This is a genomic window from Roseivirga pacifica (genome assembly GCF_900111145.1).
Taxonomy (GTDB): domain Bacteria; phylum Bacteroidota; class Bacteroidia; order Cytophagales; family Cyclobacteriaceae; genus Roseivirga; species Roseivirga pacifica.
On the sequence record NZ_FOIR01000002.1, the window covers coordinates 305,068 to 322,662 of the forward strand.

General features: G+C 42.4%; 14 protein-coding genes. 7 read left to right on the forward strand and 7 right to left on the reverse strand.

From position 1 onward, the window contains the following. Nucleotides 1-165: 165 nt before the first annotated feature. The 6 genes from BMW98_RS10220 to BMW98_RS10245 all read right to left on the reverse strand — a co-directional run bounded on the left by BMW98_RS10220 (nucleotide 166) and on the right by BMW98_RS10245 (nucleotide 7,010). On the reverse strand, nucleotides 166-1,758 hold the full coding sequence (locus tag BMW98_RS10220) for a PQQ-dependent sugar dehydrogenase (RefSeq protein ID WP_245733559.1): 1,593 nt from the start codon (nucleotides 1,756-1,758) through the stop codon (nucleotides 166-168). Between the two features lie 104 nt (nucleotides 1,759-1,862). Next, nucleotides 1,863-2,603: a ThuA domain-containing protein gene (locus tag BMW98_RS10225; RefSeq protein WP_090258489.1), complete on the reverse strand. Its 741-nt coding sequence runs from the start codon at nucleotides 2,601-2,603 to the stop codon at nucleotides 1,863-1,865. Between the two features lie 158 nt (nucleotides 2,604-2,761). Beyond that, on the reverse strand, nucleotides 2,762-3,112 hold the full coding sequence (locus BMW98_RS10230; RefSeq protein WP_090258490.1) for a hypothetical protein: 351 nt from the start codon (nucleotides 3,110-3,112) through the stop codon (nucleotides 2,762-2,764). Nucleotides 3,113-3,189: 77 nt separating this feature from the next. Continuing rightward, nucleotides 3,190-5,760 (reverse strand): heavy metal translocating P-type ATPase, encoded by a 2,571-nt coding sequence (locus BMW98_RS10235; RefSeq protein WP_090258491.1) that lies wholly within the window; start codon nucleotides 5,758-5,760, stop codon nucleotides 3,190-3,192. A gap of 158 nt (nucleotides 5,761-5,918) precedes the next feature. Continuing rightward, nucleotides 5,919-6,488, reverse strand: coding sequence for a helix-turn-helix domain-containing protein (locus BMW98_RS10240; RefSeq protein ID WP_090258492.1), 570 nt, complete (start codon nucleotides 6,486-6,488; stop codon nucleotides 5,919-5,921). Nucleotides 6,489-6,491: 3 nt separating this feature from the next. Next, complete coding sequence (locus BMW98_RS10245) at nucleotides 6,492-7,010, reverse strand: hypothetical protein (protein WP_090258493.1); 519 nt, start codon at nucleotides 7,008-7,010, stop codon at nucleotides 6,492-6,494. A gap of 32 nt (nucleotides 7,011-7,042) precedes the next feature. Between BMW98_RS10245 and BMW98_RS10250 the strand changes: the two genes are divergently transcribed. The 6 genes from BMW98_RS10250 to BMW98_RS10275 all read left to right on the forward strand — a co-directional run bounded on the left by BMW98_RS10250 (nucleotide 7,043) and on the right by BMW98_RS10275 (nucleotide 12,177). Further along, nucleotides 7,043-7,522 (forward strand): DUF456 domain-containing protein, encoded by a 480-nt coding sequence (locus BMW98_RS10250; RefSeq protein WP_090258494.1) that lies wholly within the window; start codon nucleotides 7,043-7,045, stop codon nucleotides 7,520-7,522. Nucleotides 7,523-7,769: 247 nt separating this feature from the next. Further along, nucleotides 7,770-8,564 carry a hypothetical protein gene (locus BMW98_RS10255; RefSeq protein ID WP_090258495.1) on the forward strand — a complete coding sequence of 265 codons (795 nt, stop codon included), beginning with the start codon at nucleotides 7,770-7,772 and terminating at the stop codon, nucleotides 8,562-8,564. Between the two features lie 6 nt (nucleotides 8,565-8,570). Continuing rightward, nucleotides 8,571-8,996 (forward strand): OB-fold protein, encoded by a 426-nt coding sequence (locus BMW98_RS10260; protein ID WP_090258496.1) that lies wholly within the window; start codon nucleotides 8,571-8,573, stop codon nucleotides 8,994-8,996. A gap of 6 nt (nucleotides 8,997-9,002) precedes the next feature. Then, nucleotides 9,003-9,569: a YceI family protein gene (locus BMW98_RS10265; protein WP_090258497.1), complete on the forward strand. Its 567-nt coding sequence runs from the start codon at nucleotides 9,003-9,005 to the stop codon at nucleotides 9,567-9,569. Further along, nucleotides 9,566-10,426 carry a DUF5777 family beta-barrel protein gene (locus BMW98_RS10270; protein ID WP_222843627.1) on the forward strand — a complete coding sequence of 287 codons (861 nt, stop codon included), beginning with the start codon at nucleotides 9,566-9,568 and terminating at the stop codon, nucleotides 10,424-10,426. Before BMW98_RS10265 ends, BMW98_RS10270 begins: the two co-directional genes overlap by 4 nt. Nucleotides 10,427-10,482: 56 nt before the next feature. Then, nucleotides 10,483-12,177 (forward strand): FG-GAP-like repeat-containing protein, encoded by a 1,695-nt coding sequence (locus BMW98_RS10275; protein WP_162844750.1) that lies wholly within the window; start codon nucleotides 10,483-10,485, stop codon nucleotides 12,175-12,177. Between the two features lie 71 nt (nucleotides 12,178-12,248). Here the strand turns inward: BMW98_RS10275 and BMW98_RS10280 are convergent, their stop codons facing one another. Next, nucleotides 12,249-14,162 (reverse strand): M14 family metallopeptidase, encoded by a 1,914-nt coding sequence (locus tag BMW98_RS10280; protein ID WP_090258499.1) that lies wholly within the window; start codon nucleotides 14,160-14,162, stop codon nucleotides 12,249-12,251. A 180-nt stretch (nucleotides 14,163-14,342) separates the two neighbouring features. Between BMW98_RS10280 and BMW98_RS10285 the strand changes: the two genes are divergently transcribed. Next, nucleotides 14,343-17,555 carry a PAS domain S-box protein gene (locus tag BMW98_RS10285; RefSeq protein WP_090258500.1) on the forward strand — a complete coding sequence of 1,071 codons (3,213 nt, stop codon included), beginning with the start codon at nucleotides 14,343-14,345 and terminating at the stop codon, nucleotides 17,553-17,555. Nucleotides 17,556-17,595 lie beyond the last annotated feature (40 nt).

A 17,595-nucleotide genomic window follows, 5' to 3' on the forward strand; every position in this document is an offset into this window, starting at 1 on the left:
GAATAAAAATGACGCGCATGGGAAAATGTGAAAATCTTAGGAGATAACCTAAAGGATTGGTTTCTGTGGCGATTGATTGAGCCGGTTGGTGATGAACACCAACCAGGGCGGCAGGTTACTTAGGGGGTAGCGTTGTTGGTGAAGAACACCAACAACATCTGCGGACTACTTATCCAAACTCTGTCTTTCAACAAATACTTCACCTTCAATTACGGCATCTGCTTGGTTGCCAAAGCTATTGCGAATGTAGGTGAGCACTTCTGCGATTTGCTGGTCGCTTAGGTGTGCGTACGATGGCATTTCCTGATTGTACGTTTCTCCGTTTACTTCTATTGGTTCGGAAAGTCCCAGCAACAGCACTCTGATCAAGCGAGATTTATCGCCTGTAACCCAATTGGTTTTGGCCAAAGGAGGGTAGAGGCCTGGGGCTCCGGTTCCTTCCGGATTATGGCAGGCCAAACAGTTTTGTGTGTAAAGCTTTTGTCCACCAGCAAACTCTTCCTCGCCAACCGCATTAGTCCAGTTTTCACTCATCAAGTCCATGGCTTTGTCATCTTCTATTAGCACTGGCAATGTGTCCACTTTGTTGCTCTTGTCAATTGCTCTTAACCTAAGAATTCTATCGGGTCCACTTGGTAGCCCATCGTACATCCAAGGCTGAAAGCGCGGATGCCAATCGGTATTGGTTGTGGTTACATAAATATCGCCATTGGCGGCTATGCTCACATCTCTTAACCTGCCAAAGTACTTTTGGAAGTAAATATGTTCTGCTGTTATTTCCCGGCCATTTTCAGATAGGTTTAATACCCTCAAAGCCCTTCCTTTCATGTTAGCCACTATAAGGCTATTCTGCCATTCGGGAATTGCGGATTGATCATAATAGCCCGTTCCAGCTACAGCAATAGTTGGTGTCCAAGCCATTAATGGCTCGGTGGTATTATGTGTTTCATTATAGGCTATTTCAGCAGTTCTATCTATAAACCCGTGAACATCCGGCCAGCCATAGTTCGCATTTCTTTCGATGAGGTTTAGTTCATCATCACTTAGTGGGCCGTGTTCTGAGCTGTAAAGCATATTGTTTCTGCCAAAAGTTAAGCCCTGCGGATTTCTGTGACCGCGCGACCAAATAGGGCTGCCTGCAATTGGATTGTCTTCAGGAATGCTTCCATCCAAATTGAGACGCATGATCTTGCCAACCAGTATATCATCATTTTGCGTTTCATTTGCACGACCTGCATCGCCCATAGAGAATATCAGTTTGTCATCGGGGGAGATGACTAAGCGTGAACCATTATGGTAACTATTGCCTGGAATATTGTCGAGCAGAACCAGTCGGTTGCTCAGTTTATCACCTTCAATATCATAGCGAACCACCCTAGAATTTACCGACTGTTGCAGTTCACCCTCGTTTGCCTGATAAGTATAATGAATAAAGAGGTAGTTCTGCTCAGGGTGAACAGTCATGCCTAGCAATCCATAGGACTTTCTAAACAAGACATCTTCTAACTGGAGCATAAGTTTGTGCTCGCCAGATTTGAGGTTAAGCCTATATACCAAACCTTTTTGTTCAGTAAACCACAATTCACCAGATATTGATGCATCAACGTCCCACGGAATATCCAGACCAGTGGCTACATCGGCAATTTCTAATGTGGTTTGTTCTAACTGCAGGTAGGCTATAGGCGTGCCTATTTCAATGCTTTTATTGCATGAATAAAGGACACAAAAAAGTAAACTAAGTAGTGTGATTTTCTTCAAAATAGAACGAGTGAAAAATTCAGCCTTAAAAGATGATAAACTGAATGGTTTTAACAAAATACTTTGATTTAACGCCTGAGAATAGGTGCATGAGTGGCCGAGGCTCAATCTTCTTGCAGCACCCATTGTATGCCACCTAACAAGTGCTTAAGAAATACTTGGTCTGAATAGTATTCCGGTTTATGGCCCAATGCGGTAAAGAATTGTCGGCCGCCATCAAACTGGTGTACCCAAGCAAGGGGCGTATAGTTACCAAATCGGTTGCGGTGAAATTCATCTTTGGAGTCGTCTTCTACTGTTCTCAAGTCGGCAGCCAAAAGCACATGAATATCGGGATTGAGGTTGTCCAAATAGTAAACCTCGTCTTCCCATTGCCAAGTTTCTCCCAGAAAGTTGGTAGCTGGATTTTGCTGATCGAACACCTTCATTTCGAATGGCTGCAGCGCTGGGTGACGCACAAACTTTCCGCCCACCATGGCCCAGAACCACGGCCAATCGCGCTCCGAACCGGATGCACTATGTATGCCTACAAACCCGCCACCCGACTGAACGTATTTCTGAAATGCATCGCGTTGTGCTTGATTATCAAAAGCTTCATTATTCGTGTTTGAGAAAATAATACAGTCGAATTTGGCCAAGTTTTTGGGTGTGAAAAATGTTGGGTCGGCTGTTGCTTCGGTTGTATAGTTGTTTTCAGTCGCAAGCTTTTTTAGTGCATTCACGCTTGCCTCAATGTTATCATGCACAAAACCTTCCCCGTTTTTGGTGTATATCAAAATATGCTTTTGCTGCTGTGTTTGGCAGCTAAGACTAAAAGCAATTAGGAGTAGGCTGAGGTATTTCATCGACACAATCAGGTTTCAATTTGAAAGCTACTAATTGATGCCTGAGTTTGAAAATACTATGTCGTGAATGGTTGAGGAGTAGTTTAGTCCTTCTTAGAGGCCAGTTGGTGAATAACACCAACTCGGGCGACAATGACTATGTTGAGTATTAATTACTCTTAGTAGTGTTTCATTTGGCCAAAATGATGAAATTTTCCATTAGGTGACCTTCTAAAAATCTTTAACTCTAAAGATTCCGTTTCTTTAACTATTGAGTCGCCTTCATGTGGTTCAATGTAGTTAGGGAAGTCATCAGAATTAATCCCAATAACCTTATCCACTCCTTTCAAACGATAATGATAAAGCCCTCTTCCTTTATATTGAATAGATAAAAGCTCTCCTTTAAAACTCGATTTGTAAAAGGCCTGTTTGAAGGAGTACTTATTATACCATGTATAAATAAGAAGCGTAAGGAGAATGCATAGCAATAGATAGAATCGTAGTTTCTTTTTTGTTAATGGCGCTTTCAATGTTTTTATTATTTAATAAGTAAGAAGTTTGCCAAGCCAGTTGGTGAATAACACCAACTGGGAGAGTTTTAACTCTACTACTTGTCCTCTAAAGCGAAGCCAGCTTTTTCTACCACGGCTTTCACATCTTCTTTCGAAAGGTCTTTTGTTGTGACCGTTAAAATGCGTTCCGGGCTTTCCAGATCAACTGACCAGTTGTCTATCTTGGCTTCGTTTAAATGAGGGGTTACGGCCGAAATACAGCCATTGCAATTGATGTTCGATTTGAATTTATAGATATTCATATTATTTGAGTTTGAATGTTCTAAAGTGTTAATGTTTTTTGATTGAGGGGGGGTAGTGTGCTTGGGTTCTGAAGTGTTGATGTTTTGAGGTTCAGAGTTGTCAACCTTCGCGGAGCTTATCTCTTTTTGAAGTTTGATGTTTCTTAGTCTCAGGCTATTCAATACCACCGAAACAGAGCTAAGGGCCATGGCACCACCGGCAATCATTGGGTCGAGCAAAAAGCCATTGATAGGGTAGAGCACACCGGCCGCAATAGGTATACCGATTAGGTTGTAAATAAAGGCCCAGAATAAGTTCTGTCGAATACCCTTCACAGTTTTAGACGATAGCTTGAATGCATTGGGAACAGCCAATAAATCGGAGGTTACCAGAGTGATTTTGGCTACGTCCATGGCAATATCGGAACCGTGCCCCATGGCAATGCTCACATCGGCTTGCGCTAGTGCTTGCGAATCGTTTATGCCATCGCCCACCATGGCCACTGTTTTACCTTTTTGCTGCAGTGCTTTTACAAAAGCCGATTTATCTGAAGGCAAAACGCCCGCCTTGTAGTGCTTTAAACCAGACTGTTGGGCAACCGTTGCTGCTGTTTCTTCATTGTCGCCCGTAAGCATATGTACGGTTATGCCCTGTGATTGAAGTGTGGCTATGGCCGATTTAGAAGTAGCCTTAATGCTATCGGCAATACCGATAATCGCTAAAATATTCTGACTGTTACTAAAGCAAACCACTGTTTTAGCTTCTTTTTGCCAGGTGCTTATTTGTGCAGCCGAATCTTTGTCGATAGTTAAACCTTGTGTTTCTGTAAAAGTTGGGCTTCCTACAAAGTAGCTTTGACCTTGATAATTGGCTTTTATTCCTTTTCCAGTAAGACTTTCGAAGCCTTCTATTTCTGCGGGCTTAGTGCCTTCTTCTTTCAGTTTTCTAGTAATGGCATTGGCGAGCGGGTGCTCAGACTGAGCTTCGAGCGCCAATAGAATAGGGGACAGCAATTGACTGTCTTCATTAGCTAGCCATTCAATATTGGTTACGCTAGGCTTACCTTCGGTAATAGTGCCAGTTTTATCCAGCACCACAGTATCTACTTTGTGGGCAAGCTCAAGGCTTTCCGCATCTTTTATTAAAATGCCGTTCTCAGCTCCTTTACCAACGCCCACCATTATGGCAGTAGGCGTGGCTAAACCAAGTGCGCAAGGGCATGCGATTACTAAAACGGCTACAGCGGTAAACAGGCCGTGGGTAAAGGCGTTTTCAGCACCAAAAATCATCCAAGCGGCAAAAGTTATAATAGCGATAACAATGACTGTGGGTACAAATATACCGGCAATCTTATCCACCAATTTTTGAACGGGCGCCTTGCTGCCCTGTGCTTCTTGCACCATTTGAATGATCTGTGAAAGCATGGTCTCGCTGCCTACTTTCTCTGCTTCAAACTGAAAGCTTCCTTTTTGATTTACCGTTCCACTAAAAACTTGCTCACCTTTGGTTTTTTCTACCGGAACAGGCTCACCAGAAATCATGCTTTCATCAACATAAGAAGAGCCGGATAAGACCGTTCCGTCTACCGGAATCTTTTCGCCCGGGCGCACAATGATGGTATAGCCTTTTTCAACTTCGGAAACCGGTATTTCCTTTTCTTCACCATTGACAATTGCTTTCAGTGTTTTGGGCTGTAAACCCATTAGCTTTTTAATAGCCGAAGAAGTACTCGATTTAGCATTTTCCTCTAATAATTTACCCAAGGAGATAAAGGTGATGATAACCGTGGCGGCCTCGTAATAAACATGGGGCATTATGCCTTTGCTCATTAAATAATGTGGGAAGAAGGTATTGAAAACGCTGAAAACAAAAGCGACTCCCGTGCTGAGTGCCACCAGTGTATCCATATTGGCTTTGCCGTGCTTGGCTTGTTTCCAGGTATTAACGTAGAAGCTTCTTCCGAAATAGAATAGGATGGGAATAGCAAGGGCAAGAGAGATGTATTTGCCGAGCTCCCAATCCATAAAGAACATGCCGATGAGAAAAACTGGGAGTGTAAGTACGGCCGCCCAAATAGTGCGCTTTTTCGTCTCTTTGTATTGGTTTTTGGCCGCTTCTTCTTGCGCTTCTGGTGTGCTGTCTTTTGCCTCAATCACTAAGTCGTAGCCAATGCCTTGAATAGCTTTTTTTAGTTCGGTTTTAGGCAAGTTTTGGCTGTATTGAACCAGCACCGAGTTTGATGCAAAATTGACGGTGGCATCAGAAACGCCATCGGTATGCTTTAAGATGGATTCTACACTTGCAGCACACGATGCGCAGGTCATGCCAGTAACAGGAAAGGTCTCTTTTATCAGTTTGCTGTTTTCTTTTGCTGCTGTTTCCATGGTGTTTTGCCTTTTATAATTTCAACACTACAAAGTTGGCTTGTTCAACAGCAAAAGGTGTTACAGAATTTTGTGGTTCTGTTATAGTTTTTTGACTTATGAGAGGGCTAGCTTTCCAAAAGTTTAAAACTTTTGGAAAGCTTAACGATGGTTTAAGCTTAAATACCATCAATACGTTTATGGCCGGGCTTCTTCATTTTGCGGAAATCCGTTGGTGTCATGCCCGTTTCTTTTTTGAATTGTGTAGAAAGATAGGCTACGCTGCTGTATTGCATTCGAAAAGCGATTTCGGACAGGCTCAACTCATTATAAAAAAGCAACTCTTTCACCTTCTCAATCTTCTGCTGGGCAATAAACTTTTCAATGGTAATGCCTTCAACACCAGAAAAGAGCCTGCTGAGGTAAGAGTATTCATGGTTCAATTGGTTGGCTATATAGCTAGAAAAGTTTTCGCTTAGTGCTGTTTCACTATGGTGAATTTGCGCTATGATGAGGCTTTTAATCGAGGAGATTAGGCTTGATTTTACACTTTCCAGTAGTTCGAAACCTTGGCTAGCAAGTTTGTGAGAAAGCTCCATTCGCTGTTCAGATGAAATAGCCTTTTTCAAGGACACTTGTCCCAATTCAATTTTGTCAAACGCAATGTTCAGTTCATTTAGCGTGTTTTGTACCGCACTGATACAGCGTGGGCACACCATGTTTTTTATGTGTAGGGTGTTTTCTGCCATAAATTAAAGCTTAGCGATGCTCTTGAGTACTTTGCTCCCGCGGTTTTTAAAACCAGCCGAACCATAGGGAAGTTGCTCTTCTATTAAAAACTTTAGTTCGTCTTTAAGTTCCGGCACGCTGAATACAATCTTTTCAAGAACAGTCATGGAAAAGCATTTTACCGCGATAGGTTCTTTATTATCAGCTAAATAGCCAAAGCATATTTCAGCCACTTCTCCGAAATAATCTTCAGGAATGGGTAATTCTTGCCAAGTGCGGACGGTATTACGCTTTACGGCATCGTGTAGGTTCTCTTTTTTTAGGTTCTCAATCATTTCTGGCCAGTAGGGGATCAATAACTCGCTTTTCTTTCTGGCCAAATCGCCAACTACCCAAGCCGAACGCTGCACTAGACGCCATTCACCATGCAGAAAGATTTTCATCAGCGCTGACAACCTTTCAGGGTGAGCTACGATATACTCTACAATTTTTGTCGTATTTTCCTTAGAATGATCATGATTGAGTTGCTTTTCGATGTCCATAGAGAGCAGCACTAATTTTTAACAACCAAATTATGGATTTAATCCTCATCATACTCGGCTTTATCTTCATTATTGTTGGCGTGCTTGGTTGCTTCTTGCCAATTATTCCTGGTCCACCTATTAGCTTTTTGGCTCTGCTCTTTTTGCAGTGGACTGAAAAAGCGCCATTCGATAGCGATACACTCTGGACATGGGGAATAATTACGGTGGCCGTAACCGCGCTTGATTATGTGGTGCCTGTTTATGGTACCAAGAAATTTGGAGGTACCAAACGAGGTGTTTGGGGGAGTACCATTGGCTTGGTTGTTGGCATGTTCTTTTTTCCGCCTTTGGGCATTATTATTGGGCCATTTTTAGGGGCATTTCTAGGAGAGATGAGCACAGGCGAAGCAGATAATAAGCAGGCACTGAGGGCTGCTTTTGGTTCCTTTATTGGCTTTTTGGTAGGAACATTACTTAAGCTAGTTGCCTCGGCATGGATGGCATGGCTGTTTGTGGTAAACGTATTCTAAATAGGGTTTTTCTTTCTGTCTTTTTTCATCAAGTAGTTTCCCGACTTACAAGTCTATCGCCTTGTCGGTTTTGTCATATCATTTGTCGGGTAAGTGGTAGTCTACTGGTATTCAGTCGATTAATTTTGTATCTTAAATAAGTAAGCCATTATTCGATTGTACCATTGGTGAGCAACAAATCTGCACCCAGATGATTTTACGTAAGTAATTACAGTCTAATTAGTGTGCTTATTTAAATCTCTCTATCATGAAAAAAAGTCGTTTATTACTAATCGTAGGGCTTACCTATGTGCTTTATCTATGGGCATGTAGCTCTGACAAAGAACCCGCTCCATCTGTTTGTGATGGAAGCCTCCTATTAAACTTAATATCCAAAACCGATGCAGCCTGTGGACTGGATGAAGGCGTAATTGAAGTCGGAATTGTTGGCAACATTGGTGCCGTTTCGTATCAATTGAACAACGGTGCATCGCAAAGTAGCAGCGTATTTACGGGATTAAGTGCCGGAAGCTACACGGTTACCGCAACAGATAGTGAAGGCTGTACGACCACCGTTGATGTTACCATTCAAAATCAAGATGGGGTTAACGCTTCTCTTACTACTTCCGAAACACAATGCGATGCTGCCTCGGGTGATATCACCATTTCTGCATCGGGCGGACAGCAACCTTACGAGTTTAAGCTAGATAACGGTGCCTACCAATCGGCCAATACCTTTACGAGCTTAGCACAAGGCAACTATGAAGTGAGCGTAAGAGATGCAAGTGGTTGTGAGGTTGTACTTAGTGCCGAGATTAAAACAGACATTCAATTCTCTCAAATTCAAAGCATTGTACAAACGAACTGTGCGGTATCTGGCTGTCACAATGGAACACAATCGCCTAACCTAACCACGACTGCGGGCATACAATCCAATGCTGGAAGAATTCAGGCCAGAACAAGTGCGGGAACCATGCCTCCAGCATCAAGTGGAAGAAGTCTTACAAACGCAGAGATTGCAGCCATTGCTTGCTGGGTGAACGATGGTGCTCAAACAAACTAGTAGGCCATGCAGAAGAGAAGACTCATCCTGTCGCTAATCTTTATTATTGGCATAGTTGCCGGCTATTTTGTTTATCAGAAATTCTTAAGCACATCACCCGGAATGGCTAAGCAGAAGGCAGTAGCCGAGGTGACCGCCATAGATGTTTATGCAGCTTTTGAAGCTGATGAATCAGCGGCAAATCAGCAGTATCTGAATCAAGTAATTCAGGTATCGGGTAGCATAGCAGGAGTAGAGCGACCAGCAGATGCTAACCCTGTAATTACGTTGGAAACTACTGGGTTCGGTTTGGTAAAATGCACCTTAGAACCTGGTTGGGACGAAGCCCAGCTTCAGTCACTTTCCACGGGTGATCAAATTACACTGAAAGGAGAGTGCATCGGTCTTTTGCTGGATCTGCTCATCAATAATGCCATCATTATTCAACCATAGTCAATCATGAAACTGAATAACTTAAAGAAAATAGGCTTTACTGCCATATTGCTGTTGTCGTGTTTTAGCGCCTTTGGACAGCGCTACTTAACCCGCGAAGGCAAGATTAAATTCTACAGCCATGCCCCAATGGAAGATATTACTGCACATAATAACAAGGTGCTGAGTATTATAGACATCGATAAAGGGCAAGTAGCGGTAGATATGCTCATTAAAGCTTTTGAATTCGAAAAGAAGCTGATGCAAGAGCACTTTAATGAGAACTACATGGAATCGGACGAATTTCCTAAAGCAACATTTAAAGGCAGTTTTGAAGTGCCCCAAGGCCTTAAACAAATGACTGCCGGGAGTTATGAAGTTGCTGTAACGGGAGATATTACGATTCATGGTGTAACCAAGCCGCTAGCGCAGAATATTACGCTTAAGGTTGAAGACAAGAGTATTACTACACATTTTGTTTTCAATGTAAAAGTGAAAGACCACGATATAAAGATTCCGAACCTAGTGGTTAAGAATATTGCAGAGGAAATAGAGGTGACAGCGGATTTTGTATTTAAACCTTTTGAGCGATGAGTAAGAAAAGCAGATACATATTAGTTGCAATGGTGATGGGGCTTCTGTGCTTCAACCTTAATGCACAGAACGATTTGCTCGACATTTTAGAAGAAGAGCAGGAACCGGTTACTAATGAACCGATTGCTATTTTTAAGGCACAAAGACTTATAAATGGTCATACTACCAAAACCAGAAGTAAAGGTGAGTTAGAGTTTATCATTATGCACCGTTTTGCTTCAATTCAAGGAGGCATAGATGAGTTGTTTGGCTTAGATGGTGCAACTATTAAGTTCTCGTTTGAATATGGAATAACCGATAAACTTACGCTTGGGCTAGGCAGAAACTCTTTTGAAAAGGTTTATGATGGCTTTGTGAAGTATAACTTCTTAAAACAAAGCGATACCTCTCCGTTTGAGATTACTTGGTTTTCATCAATGGCTGTTCGCACGCAAGACAGGGCCGATTATACAGTGAATGATTTTCAATCAAAGCTGTCATATGTGCACCAATTGCTCATTTCTCGAAAAATGGGCGAAAGGGTTTCGGTACAACTTATGCCAAGCTATGTGCACCGCAATAGGGTTCGGTATGATCAGGAAAACGACTATTTGTCGCTGGGTTTTGGCACAAGGGTAAAGCTAGATGACCGATGGTCGATTATTGGTGAATACTATTTGGGTTTAACGCAGGAGGAAACTGATGACTACTACAATTCCCTCGGTATTGGGGTTGAAATTGAAACTGGTGGTCACGTTTTTCAACTTACTTTTACCAACTCTAGGTCGCTAACGGAGAATGCCTTTATAACAGAGACTGTAGGCAATTGGGCTGATGGTGACATTCACTTTGGATTTAACTTATCAAGGACTTTCTAAAATTCATTGCTTTACTCTAAATTGTTCGGTGATTTTAGAGTAAAGCAATGGTAAGAATGGCTTGGCCGGCTTTATTAGTCGGCTTTTTTGTTTCCAATTTATTAACTGCACAGCAGGTACCATTTAGCGATTGGGCCAATCAATCGGGTTTGCAAGTGCCTTTTGGAATGGGCGTGTCGCTGGTAGATGTTAACCAAGATGGTTATGAGGATGTGTTTATTGCCCGTAAAAACCGAGACAATCTGCTATACCTGAACTTGGTAGATGGAACGTTCGAAGATATTTCTGCAGCGGCAGGAGTGGACTACATTGGTACATCGTTGCAAAGCATCTGGGCGGATTATGACCAAGATGGAGACTTGGATTTCTTTTTGGGTACAGCTGGTGGGCAGCAAAACTTGCTTTATCGAAACAATGGAGATCTTACATTTACTGAGGTATCGGAAACGGCAGGTGTAAACACCACGGTTCACGCGATTTTTTCTATGTGGGGCGATGTAAATGGCGATGGCTGGTCAGACCTTTTCGTGTTTGCCCTGGAAGGCCAAAACCATTTCTACTTAAATCAAGGAAATGGTATTTTCAAGGATTATACGACAGAGGCGGGAGTCGTTCATCATCCGCTTTCCATGGGGGCTGCATTATTTGATTTCGACCATGATGGCGACCTAGATCTATACGAAACGCATGATGGTAAGTACGGTAATTTTCTATACCAAAATGATGGAGAAGGTCACTTTACTGATGTTTCTGAAGCTTTTGAGATATACTTTGAGTCGAGTGCCATGGGCGTAAGCATTGGCGACTTTAACAACGATGGGTGGGAAGATATTTACCTGACCAACTTAGAGGGAAACTTCCTTTTTAGAAATAACGGTGGCACTAGTTTTAGTGAAATTGGTGCAAGCGCTGGTGTAGCCGATGAGGGCATGGGATGGGGTGTAAGTTGGCTCGATTATGACAATGATGGCTGGCTCGATCTTTACGTGGCAAACGATTCTTATTATTCCGATTACCCGAATGTACTTTATAGAAACAATGGTGATGAAACATTCAGCATAGTTAAGGCTGACACAGAAAAGGATAAAGGGAGTTATGCCACAGCAATAGGCGATATAAACCGTGATGGGCGAATGGACTTGCTACTCGCTAATCGTGGAAATACCGATTATAATCAGGTTTTCCTGAGTCAAACTATAGTTGGTAATTGGCTTTCAGTAAGGCTTCTAGATCCTGAACATAATGCCTTAGTTGGTAGCCGCGTGTCTGTGACTGATGGGGGCTTTCAGGTTACTAGATGGCATTATGCGGGAACCAGTTGGTCGGCCGATGATGCCGATAGACTGCACTTTGGTTTGGGCAATCATAATGCCGTTAGCTTAACAGTTCTTTGGCCAGATGGTCTGGAAGAACGATATGAGTCAGTGCCAATTAACGGGCATGTACTGCTCACCAAGGGTAGCGGTCTGACAGAAGAAGATATTCCACCAATAGCGAACCTCGGTAACAGCATTACTTCTATAGCAGATGAAACTTTTGAGCTAGCCGTATACCCAAATCCTTTTACTGACCTTATTTGGGTAGACAATAATAGTTTTGAGTTTGAAATATATACATATGAAAATAAATTAATATATAAATCAAATAAGGTCTACGAATCTATTAATACATCAGGGTGGAAGAGTGGCTTGTATTTTTTGATTTTAGTGCGTGATAGTGACCGTATTGTAAAGAAGCTATGGAAACAGTAGCCTATTTGACCACATAAAAAAATCCCACCCTAAGTGACTAGAGTGGGATTTCTTCATCTTTTGTACCTTACTTAATTTTCAGGCTCGCCAATTGTTATTTCCTTTTGGATATAACCACCTCTGGTAGAAAGGATTTTAACAGTGGCTTTAGCACCTTTAATATCCTTGAACTTCACTTCGAAAGTTGCCGTTTTAGTTTCTCCTGGTAAAGTTCTGTCTAGGTAAATTGTCTTATCTGCTAGGGTTGGAGAGGCAACGGTCACCTTAGCATCATCGCCACCTTTTGTTAGCTCACCTTTAAACTGCAATTGAACCCTGTCTTCTCTCACAATTTTCACCAATTGTGCCTGAAGCAAAGCTGTTGGCAACAAGCCCGTGTTGGTAAATGAGACCTTCACCGTGTAAGTGTTTCTGTTTTTCTTGTCAATTTTAACCTCATCCAATTCCAGTTGAGGAAGTTCCAAAGCCATGGCTAAGTTGAAGAGTGCCTGCTTTTTGGCCCAGTTCTCTAGTTGCCATGGTGGTCCGTTTTGGCCGAAGAACTTAGGATGAAAACCACCTATTTCCACTTCGCCCAAGGTTGGGTGATCAAACGGTTCCCATTCTCTAAAGCCATTGCCATCATTCTCCTCATCGTCCCAGCGAAGGCCATCATAATCATCGTAAATGCCATCGTTATTGTAGTCTTTCATGGCTCCATTGTTCCATAGCTCATCGCCATACCAAATGGAACCATAGTAGAAGTAACCGAAATCGGGGCCATGACCAAATAGTGGGCTTGGTTTTAATGGGTCGCCAGTGTAGCGGTTTACTTTGTAGCGAGTAGCATAGGTTTCATACACATCGCCAGCCCACGGGTAATTGGTAATGCTCAAACCAATGCTATCGTATCTCTCGTAAAGCGCCAAGTCTTCTGGATACATTCTATCGGTACTTTTAGAGGTAGAAGGAGCGCGCAAGTGCATAGGCACTCTGGTATCCATTGAGTTGGCTACCGAAATATTTGGGTGTGTTAACATCCACATTACAATAGAGCGCGATTCAGGCTCTGAGGTAGGGTAGGCGCCTGCACCACGCTGTGTGTAACCCCTTCCCGTGGCATCTTCACCGGTGTCTGGTCTCCAGTTTTCTGGGTAGTTTCGGTGCAAATCTAAGCCGCCAATGCCATCTTCATTAAAGCTGCCGTCACCATCATTGTCAATGCCTTCGGTGTATACAAACCAGTCGCCATCACCATCTCTGGCATAGGTCATCAGTCTTCGCGATGGGTCTCTAGGGTCGAGTTTATGTGTTCCCTTTTCACCTTCTTTGGCCTTTCTTCTAATCTGATAAATGATTCCATCACCATCTAAGTCTTCTTCATCATCTTCATCAAGTAAACCGTCACGGTCGTTGTCATGAGGCCTTACGGTACTGCGATTACGCTGCGCTGTATGTAAATACAAATTGCCACCGTCAGGGTTGTTTTGAGGGCGCAAGTAAATGGCCTTGGTGTCAATAAGTTTAGTAATGGCTGGGTCAGACCCGTAATTCTCTAGTAAGTGCTGGGTTAACCACAAAACTGACTCGCTACCTGTAATTTCGCCACTATGACGGCCACCTTCAAAAAACGCAGCTGGTTTGTCTGTGTCTTTGCCAGTTTCCTTATTTGTTATCGTCATTTGTAGTATTGGCCGGCCTTCAAAGCTTGTTCCTACTTCATATAGGTCTACAATGTCTGAATATTTTTCTGCCCATAGTTTATACCAATAATACATTACATCGGCTGTATGGTATTGGTCGAACGTGAGCTGTTTGCCAGGCTCGTACTGTACTTCTGCATGCTTGAATTGGCGTGTAAAACTTACGCCATGTCTGTAGCCTTTAACGTGATAATAAGTGGTGTCATCGTCCGATTCTGGCCAAGTAACCGGATTAAGTTGCCTAACCTGAGCTGAAATTGAAATGCACAAAATTAGGCCTGTTAGGGTGAAAAAATGCTTCATATAAATTCGGTTTTTGTTTGAATTTAAGGAATTCGATAGGCAGATAAGTAGCTATTATTTAAGCGGTTGAATTTGATCGCTTACAGAAGGTTTTACCAGTTATCGAAGGATTCCGTTCATTCATCGAAAATTCCCCTATCTCATTAGGGCTTTGCTTTCTTTTGGTCAATTCACACTGTTTTGAAAAATAAACCCATACTTAGGCTTGATAAAGACTTTGTCTTAATCGAAAGGCTATTAATTCCTAATAGCTGGATCCGTGCATTTCATTTAGAAAAGGGGAAACCAATACATCCACTAATTGAAGAGGCCATTAAAACTGGCGATTCGAGTGACCTGCGTGTTGCACATAATGAAATCAAATTGGCGTTTTACCTTGAACATCTTGAAGATTCTTACCATCTTCATTTCCATACCAACTCCAACACTATATTGGAATCCCCTCAGAATATCGATAAGTACAAGTTGCTTGTAGAGGCGGCTGATGACATGATCTTTGAAACCGATTTAGGTGGGCATTTTACTTATGTAAACCCTAAGTCTGTTGAACTCACGGGTTATTCAAGAGAAGAGCTTGTGGGGATGAAATATTTAGAGCTGATTAGAGAAGATTGGCGCCCAAAGGTCCGCGATTATTATGTGCAGCAGTATGCAGATAGCACTCAATCTACTTATCTGGAGTTTCCCATTACGATTAAGAACGGTAAAGAAATTTGGGTAGGGCAACGCATTCAGTTACTCGAGAATGACAATGCCGTATATGGCATGATGGCCGTAGCCCGAGACATTACCGAGGAGTATAAATCGCGCCTAGCATTACGCCAGTCGGAAGACAAGTACCGCAGTATTATTGAAAACCTGAAGTACGGGTTAATGGAAGTTGACCTGGATGAGCGTATTCTCTTTGTAAACGATGCCATGTGTGCTATTACGGGGTACACCAGAGAGGAACTGATTGGAAGTACAGCTCAGGAGGTGTTAACATCTACCGATCAGAAAGATGTGCTCGACTCTCAGCATGCAAAACGTGCCAAGGGAGATTCATCTGTATATGAGTTAAAGTTACTAGACAAAAAAGGTGACGAGCATTGGGTGCTTATCAGTGGCGCACCGATTCACGATATTAATGGCAAGCTTACGGGTACCATGGGAATTCACGTGGACATTACCGATAGAAAGCAGGCCGAACAAGAACTTATTAATACCCAACATAGGCTCGATAGGTACAAACAGGGTATCGAATCAATTAATGAAATCACTTCTAATCAGGCCTTGTCTCTGCAAGACCAGCTGATTGCAGGACTTAAAAATGCGGCTAATTTTCTCGGTTTACCAATTGGCATTGTAAGCGAAGTGGTTGGCGATGAGTATTCCATTAAAGAGCATTTTCTGCTAGAGGATGGGGGCGAGTTAGAAAATGGCCAGAGGTTCGACCTTACCGAGACTTACTGCGATTTGGTGTACGCTCAGGACAGGAAAATTGCCGTTTCCGATTTTGGTAAAAGCGAATACAATGTTCATCCGTGTTACGAGCTGTTCAAGCTTGAGTCTTACATCGGCACAACCTACTCTGTGAATGGCTACAAAAGGGGCACGATTAATTTTTCAAGCCCAACTCCGAGAGGCACTAAATTCGATGCTTACGATTTAGAATTTATAGATATTCTGGCCAAATGGGTGGGCTATTTGGTTACGCAAATAGAAAATCAAGACGCGCTCGATCAAGAAAGAATCTTGCTTGAAGAGAAGAATGATGAACTGAGAGATAAGGAAAACTACCTCAAAGCAATAAACGATTTTGTAACCAAGCTGTTGGATGATGATACCATTCATGATATAAGCTGGGAAATAGCGGAGAACGTAATCGACCAATTTGGTTACGATGATTGCGTCATCTACATCCTGAATAAGGAAGAGGGTTGTCTTGAACAAGTAGCCGCGTATGGCTCCAAAATTAAAGAGCCTAGAAAAGTATTAGACCCAATTAAAGTTGAATTGGGCCGTGGAATTGTTGGCTCCGTAGCACAAACTGGTAAAGCCGAAATAATAGGCGATACCAGCAAGGATAAACGCTATTTGGTAGATGATGCCGTAAGGTTATCGGAAATTACGGTTCCTATTATTTCTGATGGTGAGGTACTTGGAGTGATTGATTCGGAACACCCGGACAAAGATTACTTTACGGATGTTCACCTAGATACATTAACCACTATTGCCAATTTGGCTTCGAACAGATTAAAGAATGCCATTGCCAAAGGAAAACAGCTAAAGGCTGAGGCCGAGTTAAAGGACAGTGAGAGAAAGCTGAGAAATATAATCGACTCGGCAATTGATGGTGTGATAACCATTGATAAAGCTGGACTCGTTACCGAATGGAACCGGCAAGCAGAGGTGATCTTTGGCTTTAGGGAAGATGAAGTAATTGGCAAGCCACTTACTGATACCATTATTCCAGAAGAATACAGGGAGGCGCATAATAGGGGGATGAGCCATTACCTAAGCACCGGAGAAGGCCCTGTTTTGAACCAGAAAATTGAAATAACTGCACTAAGAAAGAATGGAGAAGAGTTTCCAATCGAATTGGCAATTATTCCGGTAATGATGAAAGGGGAGCACTCTTTTACTGCCTTTGTAAGTGATATCACGCTTCAAAAAAAGGTGCAGGATGAAATGGAGAAGGCTTTGCAAAAAGAGGTTGAGCTGAACGAATTGAAATCTCGATTTGTCTCTATGACTTCCCACGAATTCAGAACACCACTTACTACCATTAAGCAGAATACTGACTTAATGAGTTATAAACTGGAGAATAAATACCCTGAACAGGCCAAAGAATTTGAAAAATATCTTAGCCGTATTGAATCTGAAATTACGCGTGTTACTGGCTTAATGAATGATATTTTAATGCTTGGTAGAATTGAATCGGGCAAAATGGTTGTGAAGAAAAGCCCAACCGAGTTGCCTAAGTTTTGCCAGAACATTATTGATACGCATACGGCAAATCGTGCTGATGGACGTACGGTTAACCTAACGCTTGCAGGTGTGCCTAGGCCTGTACACCTTGATGATCAACTGTTTGGTCATGTGGTTAACAATCTGGTTTCTAATGCATTCAAATATTCAGAAGGCAAGCCAAACCCAGAAATGACCCTCAAATTCACGGAGCTTAAGCATGTGGTTTTACATATTAAAGACTACGGCATAGGAATTCCAAAGAAAGATCAGAAGGGGCTTTTTCAGTCATTTTTTAGGGCTACCAATGTTAGGAATATACAAGGAACAGGGCTTGGGCTGTCTATTGTGAAAGAGTTCACCGAAATGCATGGAGGAACCATCTCACTAGAAAGCGACAAAGATCAAGGGACCGAATTTATCGTTGAAATACCTTATGAATAACTCAAATACCTTGAATTATGTAAGGATTTCTTATCTTAAG